General features: G+C 54.1%; 7 protein-coding genes. 4 read left to right on the top strand and 3 right to left on the bottom strand.

Annotated features, from left to right (window positions below; all coding sequences use genetic code 11):
• Positions 1 to 194: 194 nt before the first annotated feature.
• Both IQ273_RS25615 and IQ273_RS25610 read left to right on the top strand, forming a co-directional pair.
• The gene (locus IQ273_RS25615; RefSeq protein ID WP_194025972.1) at positions 195 to 2,573 is read left to right on the top strand and encodes a TonB-dependent siderophore receptor; all 2,379 of its coding nucleotides are present in this window, start codon (positions 195 to 197) and stop codon (positions 2,571 to 2,573) included.
• Between the two features lie 283 nt (positions 2,574 to 2,856).
• On the top strand, positions 2,857 to 3,705 hold the full coding sequence (locus tag IQ273_RS25610) for an iron-siderophore ABC transporter substrate-binding protein (protein WP_313898245.1): 849 nt from the start codon (positions 2,857 to 2,859) through the stop codon (positions 3,703 to 3,705).
• Between the two features lie 152 nt (positions 3,706 to 3,857).
• Here the strand turns inward: IQ273_RS25610 and IQ273_RS25605 are convergent, their stop codons facing one another.
• A complete protein-coding gene (locus IQ273_RS25605) occupies positions 3,858 to 4,139 on the bottom strand; it encodes a hypothetical protein (RefSeq protein WP_194025970.1) in 282 nt (93 codons plus the stop codon).
• A gap of 54 nt (positions 4,140 to 4,193) precedes the next feature.
• Between IQ273_RS25605 and IQ273_RS25600 the strand changes: the two genes are divergently transcribed.
• Entirely contained in the window at positions 4,194 to 5,975 is a 1,782-nt protein-coding gene (locus IQ273_RS25600) for an ABC transporter ATP-binding protein (RefSeq protein WP_194025969.1), read from the top strand.
• Positions 5,976 to 6,224: 249 nt separating this feature from the next.
• Here the strand turns inward: IQ273_RS25600 and IQ273_RS25595 are convergent, their stop codons facing one another.
• Both IQ273_RS25595 and IQ273_RS25590 read right to left on the bottom strand, forming a co-directional pair.
• A complete protein-coding gene (locus tag IQ273_RS25595; protein WP_194025968.1) occupies positions 6,225 to 6,590 on the bottom strand; it encodes a hypothetical protein in 366 nt (121 codons plus the stop codon).
• Between the two features lie 140 nt (positions 6,591 to 6,730).
• On the bottom strand, positions 6,731 to 8,356 hold the full coding sequence (locus IQ273_RS25590; protein ID WP_194025967.1) for a glycosyltransferase family 39 protein: 1,626 nt from the start codon (positions 8,354 to 8,356) through the stop codon (positions 6,731 to 6,733).
• A 197-nt stretch (positions 8,357 to 8,553) separates the two neighbouring features.
• On the opposite strand from IQ273_RS25590, the gene IQ273_RS25585 reads away from it, so the two are divergent.
• Positions 8,554 to 9,306 carry a methyltransferase domain-containing protein gene (locus IQ273_RS25585; RefSeq protein WP_194025966.1) on the top strand — a complete coding sequence of 251 codons (753 nt, stop codon included), beginning with the start codon at positions 8,554 to 8,556 and terminating at the stop codon, positions 9,304 to 9,306.
• The last annotated feature ends 131 nt before the right edge of the window (positions 9,307 to 9,437 follow it).

The following is a 9,437-nucleotide window of genomic DNA, read 5'->3' as shown; positions in this document are numbered from 1 at the left end:
GCCCTGAACCTCAAACCCTAGACCCTGAACCTCAAACCCTAGACCCTGAACCTCAAACCCTAGACCCTGAACCTCAAACCCTAGACCCTGAACCTCAAACCCTAGACCCTGAACCTCAAACCTTAAACCCTGAACCTCAAACCTTAAACCCTGAACCTCAAACCTCAAACCATGACCCTAACGCCTTAAACCTAATACCCGAAACCCAAAACCCCTCCCTAACCATCTCTGACTGGGTTGCCCAGATCGAAGCCTCCCTAACCGAAATTACTGGAGTGCGTCTTGAGGCTACCGAAGCAGGGTTGCAGATTGTGCTCGACACTGCCGAGGGCAACCTGGCGACTCCGGCGACGCAGACGGTGGGCAATGCGCTGATTGCGGATATTCCCTACGCAGTGCTGGTGCTGCCGGAGGGCGGCAGCTTTGAACAATTTGGCCCGGCGGAGGGCATTGCCCTGGTGGCGGTGACCAATGAACCGGGCGACCGGGTACGAGTGGCAATTACAGGGACAGATGCGCCGCCGGTGGTGGCGGTGACGGCTACGGGTTTGGCCGTCATTCTGGGTGAGGCCGTAGTCGGTGCCGAGGATGAGGCCATTCAGGTGGTGGTGACGGGAGAGCAGGATGAGGGCTACAACCCATCGAGGGCATCAACTGCTACGCGGACGGATACGCCATTACGAGATATTCCTCAATCGATTCAGGTGGTGCCGCGACAGGTGCTAGAAGACCGCAATGTGAGAAGTCTATTTGAAGCCGTAGAAACAGTTAGTGGTGTAGTTGATGGTGCTGACTACAACGGTTCACCGGCACAAAATTTCATCATCAGAGGATTTAGCCAAGGTGGAAATTTTCGCAATGGCTATCGGGATGTTAATCAATATGCCCTGACAGGAGTGGGGACGATCGAGCAAGTAGAAGTTTTGAGAGGCCCTGCATCCGTTCTGTTTGGAGCTGTAGAACCTGGCGGAATTATCAATGTTATTACCAGACAACCTCTGAGTGAGCCCTACTACAATCTTTCATTTGAGGCGGGGAATCGTGAACTTTATCAGCCCAACGTTGATTTATCTGGGCCATTGACCACAGATGACACTGTGCTCTATAGATTTATTGCCAACTACCAAAGTTCCAACGGGTTTCAAGATTTTGTCAACACCGATCTAGTCACAATTGCACCCTCAATTACGCTGAACTTTAGCGATCGCACAAATCTGAACCTTTACTATGAGTACATCAACTTCAGCGGTATTTTTGAGCAGTACACCTCGGCTCTTAGTGATAACACTCTTCTGCCTCGGAGCTTTTATCAGGCCTATCCGAATGGTGCCTTTGTAGACAATACGACTCAGAAACTTGGTTACGTGCTGAACCATGAGCTTAGCGATAGCTGGCAGCTTCGCAACAATTTTTCGATAACGGCTAGTCAAAACGATGAAGAATATACCTTAGCAACGAGCGTAGTCGATGATCGTTCTCTAACACAATTTGCTCAAGAGCGAGAGTTCCCGCAGGACAACTACTTCGGGCAAATTGATTTGCTTGGCGAATTCAGTACAGGAGCAATTTCCCATCGACTTTTGGTGGGCTTCGATTTTAATCGCAATGTCGAGATCTTTCAAAGAGCGATCGCTAGAAATGTTCCCGATTTAGACATCTTTGCCCCAAACTACAACATTCCAGATTTCAACTATGGGCCAACTTCTAGCACCTATACTGCTATTCAGTCTTATGGAGTTTATCTTCAAGATCAAGTTGATCTTCTAGATAATTTAAAGCTATTGATCGGCGGTCGATTCGATTGGGTTTCAGTCAATGAAACAAGTAATGGAGACGATTCACCCGAACAAAACGATACTGCATTCAGTCCTCGCGTCGGCCTCGTGTATCAGCCCAGCGACATGGTTTCTCTCTATGCCAGCTACAGTCAGTCATTCCTGCCCACCTCTGGCTTTAGCCAAGACAATCAACCCTTCGAACCAACTAGAGGAACCCAGTATGAAGTGGGGGTTAAAACAGACTTCTTTGACGGCAACCTTTCCGCTACTTTAGCGGCCTACCAGTTGACTCGATCGAACGTCGAAACTCCTGATCCCGAAAACCCTGATTTCTCCATTCAAGTCGGGGAGCAGCGGAGCCGAGGAATTGAGCTAGACATTGGCGGTGAGATTTTGCCAGGCTGGAATCTAATTGCCTCCTACGCTTACACCGATGCAAGAACCACGAGGGACAATGCGATTGAAGAAGGCAATCGATTGACAAGTGTACCAGAGAATCAAGCTAGTCTCTGGACAACCTATGAAATCCAGGAGGGAGATTTGAACGGTCTGGGATTTGGCCTAGGGATATTTTATGTGGGTGAGCGCCAGGGAGATTTGGATAACTCGTTTGTATTGCCTAACTACTTACGTACCGATGCTGCGGTTTACTACCGTAGAGGTCAGCTGAACACCGCTATCAACATTCGCAACCTGTTTAATACGGATTATATTAGAACGTCTGATGGCGGCAACACATTTTTACGAAGAGGGGCACCGTTCACAATCGTCGGCTCCATCAGTTGGGAGTTTTAGTCAATGGTGATCAAGAAAGCTACTAACGCAATTGTTGCGCTGCTACTTGCTATCAAGTTCTTTTGTCTTTTGGCTCTAGCTAAATTTGTTTGGATTGCTCGGGCTATTTTCTTGAACTTGCGCGTCGTGTGGCAACCTCGAAAGGCTTTGAACAGTTACAAGCATTTATCTATCTTTCTGATCACGGTTTCTGCTGGCGATCGCAGCCTGCAACAACAGCACACCAGATATAGCAGCGGAGCATACGAATTCAGCTGTGCGATCGCCAGCAGAAACAAAAATAGTGAGCCATGCTTTAGGTGAGATTGAAATTCCGATTAATCCGCAGAGAGTTGTTGTGCTAGATGATCAAGTGCTGCTTGACCCGGTGTTAGCCCTGGGTGTAGAGCCAGTGGGTGCCCTTTCCTGTTTTGATTGTGAAGAAGACTTTAGGGGCATACCCGGCGACTTAGTTACTGATATTTCAGACGTAGGCACTGGAGGCGAACCTTCCCTAGAGACAATCCTTAGTTTAAAGCCAGATTTAATTGTGGCAAGAGAATGGCAAACGAGTTCTTACGACCTTCTTTCCGATATTGCGCCTACAGTAGTGGTTGATTATTACAGCCTTTCTGACTTCAAAGAAAGGTTGCGATACTTCGGCCAAATTTTGGGAAAGAGCGATCACGCTGAGAGGCTTCTAGCTCAGTATCAGAAACGCGTCGAGCAGCTACAGCAACAGCTCGGAGAACAATTAGAGACAAGCACAATATCTGTGATTCGTCTCATGGGCTCAACGGACGTTTTTTCTACTTCTAAACCAGGCTTATTTACCTTTAGCCAAATTATTGGTGATGTAGGCTTGAAGCTAACCAAAATTCAGCAAGATCAGGAAGAAAATGACTTGACCTTTGGCATCGAAACTCTACCTAAACATGACGCTGATTTTTTGTTTATTGCGACGCACCACCCACTAACCGAGGTTGAGGAAGCGAATGCTGACCCCTTGTTTTTTTTGAACCAGCCTATTTGGTCACAGCTGAAAGCTGTTCAGAATAAACAAGTATATAAGGTCTATTGGGATGTCGGAGGACCGATTGGTGCTAATCGAGTCATTGACGATCTCTATAAATATATGGTCAATACACCTTAAGTGCGATCGCGCAGCGACTCAGTAGGAGTATCGCCGCTCCCATCAGCTTCACCAGCGCAGCATAACGTATTAAACGTGTCGAGTTTTGTTGAAGGGCTTCGCAAATAACCATGGGGTTAGCGTTAGGAAAAGCTGGCTGTAACGCAATTCATTCAATGGTGAGTAATAGCGTGAGCGATCGCCTCTACGCAGTGTCCAATGCTGCCCCCCATACATTCGCTAGAGGCTTCAGCAACGCTATGGCCGACGTGGCCGACAGCATTACCCACAGTCGGAATATCGCCTCTATCTAACATGCCTACCTCGTAGCAGGTCAAATCTACGTCTGGCACGGGTTTTTCGTTCAGTCTGCGCCGATTGCGGTAAAGGTCTACACCAAAGTAACCCAGACCGATTGCTGTCGAAGCGCTAATCACGAGGGGTAATAGCGACATAGCACTACCTCAACATCTATTGCCTTCTAATTCTAACTTGCTAAAACCTGTCGCATGGCCAACCGTTCTATCTCTCCTCTTTTACGTTTGCTCCGCTACGGTCAGCCCTACCGGGGGCAAGTTTGGGGCGCAACGATCTGCTCTATCTTTCGCACCCTGTTTGACCTGGCCCCGCCCTACCTGATTGGCGTTGCTGTAGATGTTGTCGTCGAGCAAGACGCCTCGCTGATTGCCCGCCTAGGGGTGCAAAATCCGCTCACCCAGCTGCTGGTATTGGCGGGCTTGACCGTCCTTACCTGGGGGCTAGAATCTCTCAGCCAGTATGGAGCCGACAAGCTCTGGCGTAACCTGGCGCAAACCCTCCAGCATGAGCTGCGGGTCGATGCCTACAACCATCTTCAGGGGCTCGACCTCGCCTACTTTGAAGACCGCAGCACGGGTACCCTGCTGTCGATTCTCAACGATGACATCAACCAGCTAGAGCGCTTTTTGAACTCGGGTGCCCAAGAACTAATCAGCTTTTTTACCCGCGTCCTGGCAGTAGGCGTTAGCTTTGTGCTGCTGGCCCCAGGGATTGCCTGGTTTGCCATGGTGCCGATTCCCTTCATTCTGTGGGGCACCTTTCTATTTCAGTCGCGGCTGGCTCCTCGTTACGATGCAGTGCGCGACCAGGCTGGGCTGATTAGCGATCGCCTTGCCAACAACCTCTCGGGCATGGCCACGATCAAGAGCTTTACCGCTGAGGGGTATGAGCGCGATCGCGTCTACCACGACAGCAATGCCTATCGCCAGGGAAATCAGCGGGCGATCGCCTTAAGCGTGGCCTTTCAGCCTGTGCTGCGGTTCTGCATTTTGCTGGGCTTTGTGCTGACGCTCTACCTGGGCGGTCGGGCAGCGCTGTCGGGGCAGCTCAGCGTGGGCACCTACGGCTTTATGGTGTTCATTGTCCAAGATTTGCTGTGGCCCTTCACCTTTTTGAGCGAAATTGTCGATGAGTACCAGCGGGCGATGGCCTCGGTGCGGCGGGTGATGGGCCTGCTCGATACGCCCGTGGCGATTTTGCCGGGGCAGCAGCCGTTGCCGCTGGGTGCGGTGCGGGGCGAGGTAAAGTTTGAGGCCATCACCTTTGCCTACAACGGTCGCCACCCCGTGCTCAAAGACCTGTCGCTGCATGTCCCCGCCGGGGCCACGATTGGCATTGTGGGGGCCACCGGCTCAGGCAAGAGCACCCTGGTCAAGCTGCTGCTGCGTTTCTATGATGTGCAGAGCGGACACATTTTGATTGACGGTCGGGATGTTCGCGACCTTAATGCGCTAGATCTGCGCCGCTGTATCGGCTGGGTGAGCCAGGATGTGTTTCTATTCCACGGCACGGTGGCGGAAAATATTGGCTACGGTAGCTTTGACGCCACCCGCGAGCAAATTACCCACGCCGCCAAGCAGGCGGAAGCCCACGACTTTATCCAAGAACTGCCCCAGGGCTACGACACGATTGTGGGTGAGCGGGGGCAGAAGCTCTCGGGCGGGCAGCGGCAGCGGCTGGCGATCGCGCGCGCCATTCTCAAAGACCCGCCGATTTTAGTGCTGGATGAAGCGACTTCTGCGGTAGATAACGAAACCGAGGCGGCGATCCAGAAATCTTTGGCGGTGATTACGCAAAATAGGACGACGATCGCGATCGCCCACCGCCTCTCAACAATCCGCAGCGCTGACTGCATCTATGTGATGGATCAGGGAAAACTTGTCGAGCAAGGTACCCATGGCGAGCTGCTGAGGCAAAACAACCTTTACGCAGGGCTGTGGCAGGTGCAGTCTGGTGCGGTGCAAAGGGAATGAGTTACCCCAGATAAATTAACGGCAAAACTCGCTCGACCACTACCCCCATCAATCGGGTGCCGTTGCGACTCAGGACGGAATAAGGCCGGAAACTCTGGGAATACGACGCTGGAGCGTCTGAGGATACTTCTCGACGCTCCAGCGTCGGGACAATGAATTTGTCTTTAGAACAAAAATGGCTCGGACAATGTCCGAGCCATTTTTGTTGTAGAAACAGTAATTTAGACCGATCGGGCGATCGCGCCTGGCCTAAAACCCAGCGTCCGAATCGGTCCAGGCCTCGCAGGGTTCGAGGCTACAACTGGCCATCACCACCTCAATCAAGAAATCGCCTTCATAGGGAGCAACCACTACAGGAACCGCATCAACAAGGGTATCTGAAGCTACCAGCTCACCAGTGGCAGCATCGTAAAGGAACATATCGAGATCGGCACAGTCGTCGTCACAGCTGGCAAAAACGGCCTCATCGGCTAGCAGGTAGCCGTCGTAGGTAATCGTCTCGCCGTGGTGCAGCCAGTCTACGCGAGATTGCGCCTGGGCGATGGCGGCCGTCGTTGCCATGGCGATCGCGCCTAGGGTCACCGCTGCTGTCATCTTCACTCCAAACTTAGCCATGGTTTCGTGCTCCGGGGTCGATAAAGAATTAGGCCAACGCCCGGCCTGTGCCCAGCGGTTGACCTTACGCCTAGCTTGCCCCTGACGGTAGCCAATGCAACACTATTTCTCGCCAGCTCTACGGAGACTTCAACCAATGATTAAGGAAGCTGCACCAGCACCCAGTCGCGTACCTGGCCCAGGCGCACCGTCTCGGCGGGGAGCGCTCCCAGGTCTGGGGCGGCGACCCAGGCGTAGCTGCCCGGCGCTAGGGTCTGCCAATTGTCGGTAGCTATACCGGGTTGGGGCGTGTAGAAGGTGATCAACACCGTATCTTCGTCACCCAGGCCGATGCTGTTGGCCACGATGTTAACGGGGTTATTGGCCACAATCGCCTGAAGCGGGGGCGTGCTCAGAGCCAGCTTGACATCGGGATTGTAGTTGCCCCACAGGCCCGTCGCGTAGAGTAGCGCGATCGCCAGCCACGGTCCCAGTAGCCAGCCAGCTTGCCACAGTGGGGCCGTCTCTGCCCGCTGCGATTGGGTTCTATAGCGCCAGTAAACACCTAGGGGCACCAGCCAGCCCAGCCCAGCCGCGATCGCCAGCAGGGCATAGCGCCACAGTCCCTCTACTTCGATCCATTGGGGTTGCAGCAGCGCCATCACTCCCGCGCCCACCAGCACTACGCCAATGGCAGCCAGGGTAAAGGTTAGGCCCGCTACCAGCCGCTGTCGTCGGCCCGACCGGTAGAGCGTCCCCAGGGTTGTTAGGGTGAGGGCCGCCAGCAGCGCCACGAAGGGCAGCAGCTGTAGTGGGTAGTACCAGGTGCGGGTCTTAAATAGGGTGAGCAAAGTGAAGAGCACCAGCGGATACCCCAGCCACAGGGCCTTGCGCCGGTAGGGCGACTGCCACCCTAGCCACACTCCCGGCACCGCCAGCAGCGGCCAGGGAAAAGCATTGAGGGGAATATTCCAGAAATAGTAGAGCGGGCCAACGTTGTGAAAGTCTTCCTGAGCCAGACTGACCAGATGGCCGAAGGTGCGCTCGATTGGCATCCAGCCGTAGCGGTCCACGCTGAGGGCTAGCCAGGCGATCGCGGGTACCATTCCCACCACCAGACCCAGGTAGAGGCCCGGATTCAGCAGGTGACGGTGGCGGCGGTGCTCTAGCACCAGGTACGGCCCCAGGGCCATCACTACCGGAATCACCATAATGCTTTTGAGCATAAAGCCCAGCCCCACCGTGCTGCCCGCCAAAAATCCCCAGCCCCGTCGCCTAGTCCCGCTTTCCGCTTGCAGCAGCGCCCAAATGCCCAGCAGCTCCAGCGCCGTCAGAGGTACATCCTGAATGGCCAGCCGCGAGGCCTGCATCCAGATCGGTGTAGCCGCCAAAATGGCCGCACCCCACAGGGCGATCGCTGGGGTCAAACACCGCAGGCCGATCGCGTAGGTGAGCATAACTGCGCCCCAGGAGGCGATCGCCCCCGGCAGCCGCGCCGACCATTCACTCACCCCAAACAGCTTGTAGGAGGCGGCGATCAGCCACTGAATGCCCATCATGCGATCGTGTACCGGGGTTCCCCACCACGGCTGGGTAACCCAGTCGCCGGTTTCTACAATCCACCGGGCCTGCTGGGCGTACCAGCCCTCGTCATGGGGCATCAGGCTTTGCAGCGGGCTACGCAACAGCAGCACAATGCCGACCCACAGGCTCAGTACTAGGTAGGGCACGAGGGCAGATTTGCCAGGGCTAATTCGCTCGGTAGTGGGGTTGGAGGACAATGGCATGAAGAATCTGAGGCCAACTATGAAGAATGCTAGGGAGTGATGGCCAGAGGTAGCTGGTGGGCAATGCCCACCCTACTATAGACGGAGGTATGGCGGAGATTTAGGTCGTTTTGGCCGGTTGTTGGCCGCTTTGGCCGTGGAAACAACCGTCTATGATGATGCCCAGACCCAAGTTTAAGGGAGAGGCAAACGAAAGGATGGCGCTGGAAAGCATCGATCGACACAATCAAGAAATTCTCAAAAATGCCGACGCCTGGAAAAAGAAACCGGCTCTACGGGCGATCTACAAAACCTTTCACCAAAACATTGCCCGCCATCTGGCCCCGCTACCCCAGCCCACCGTCGAGCTAGGCTCTGGAGTGGCCGATATTCAGCGGGTGATCCCCGGCTGTATTCGCACCGACATTTTTCCTAACCCCTGGATTGATCAAGTTGAGAATGCCTACGCCCTCTCGTTTGCCTCTGGCAGCCTGTCAAACCTGGTGCTCTTTGATGTGTTTCATCACCTGCGCTACCCCGGCACTGCCCTCAAGGAGTTTGAGCGTGTACTGGCCCCCGGTGGCCGGGTAATTTGGTTTGAACCTTGCGTTAGCCTGTTGGGCCTGCTGGTCTACGGGGCGCTCCACCCTGAACCCCTGGCTTTGAACCAGTCGATTCAGTGGTACGCTCCCCCAGCCTGGAATCCGGCCCAAATCGATTACTACGCCGCCCAGGGCAACGCCAGCCGCCTGTTTCTAAAACCCAACATTCAGCAAGACTTAAACGGATTTCGAGTTGTCACCACGCAGCGCTACGCCGCCGTGTCCTATGTTGCCTCCGGCGGTTACTCTAAACCCCAGATGTATCCCACCGCATGGCTGCCGCTGATGACGGTGATCGATCGCCTCTGCGATCGCCTCCCACAAATCTTCGCCACCCGCCTGCTCGTGGTCCTGGAGAAAGCTACTTAACCTCCTCACACCTTTACACTAAGCCCTGTTGCTTATCCCTGACTGGTTCAGGGCAAACAACCGTTTGCCCCTACGGGATACCTATTCTGATCCAGGGTTTTTGAACTGGATTTATTATGACTCCCCCACCC

Origin of the sequence: Nodosilinea sp. LEGE 07298, from assembly GCF_015207265.1 — a bacterium.
Lineage (GTDB): Bacteria > Cyanobacteriota > Cyanobacteriia > Phormidesmidales > Phormidesmidaceae > Nodosilinea.
This window is presented reverse-complemented; position numbering and strand designations above follow the sequence as displayed.

Excerpts from the sequence above, each read along its gene's own strand:
- IQ273_RS25595 (WP_194025968.1), bottom strand. The coding sequence starts at position 6,590 with ATGGCTAAGTTTGGAGTGAAGATGACAGCAGCGGTGACCCTAGGCGCG.
- IQ273_RS25590 (WP_194025967.1), bottom strand. The coding sequence starts at position 8,356 with ATGCCATTGTCCTCCAACCCCACTACCGAGCGAATTAGCCCTGGCAAA.
- IQ273_RS25605 (WP_194025970.1), bottom strand. The coding sequence starts at position 4,139 with ATGTCGCTATTACCCCTCGTGATTAGCGCTTCGACAGCAATCGGTCTG.
- IQ273_RS25600 (WP_194025969.1), top strand. The coding sequence starts at position 4,194 with ATGGCCAACCGTTCTATCTCTCCTCTTTTACGTTTGCTCCGCTACGGT.
- IQ273_RS25585 (WP_194025966.1), top strand. The coding sequence starts at position 8,554 with ATGGCGCTGGAAAGCATCGATCGACACAATCAAGAAATTCTCAAAAAT.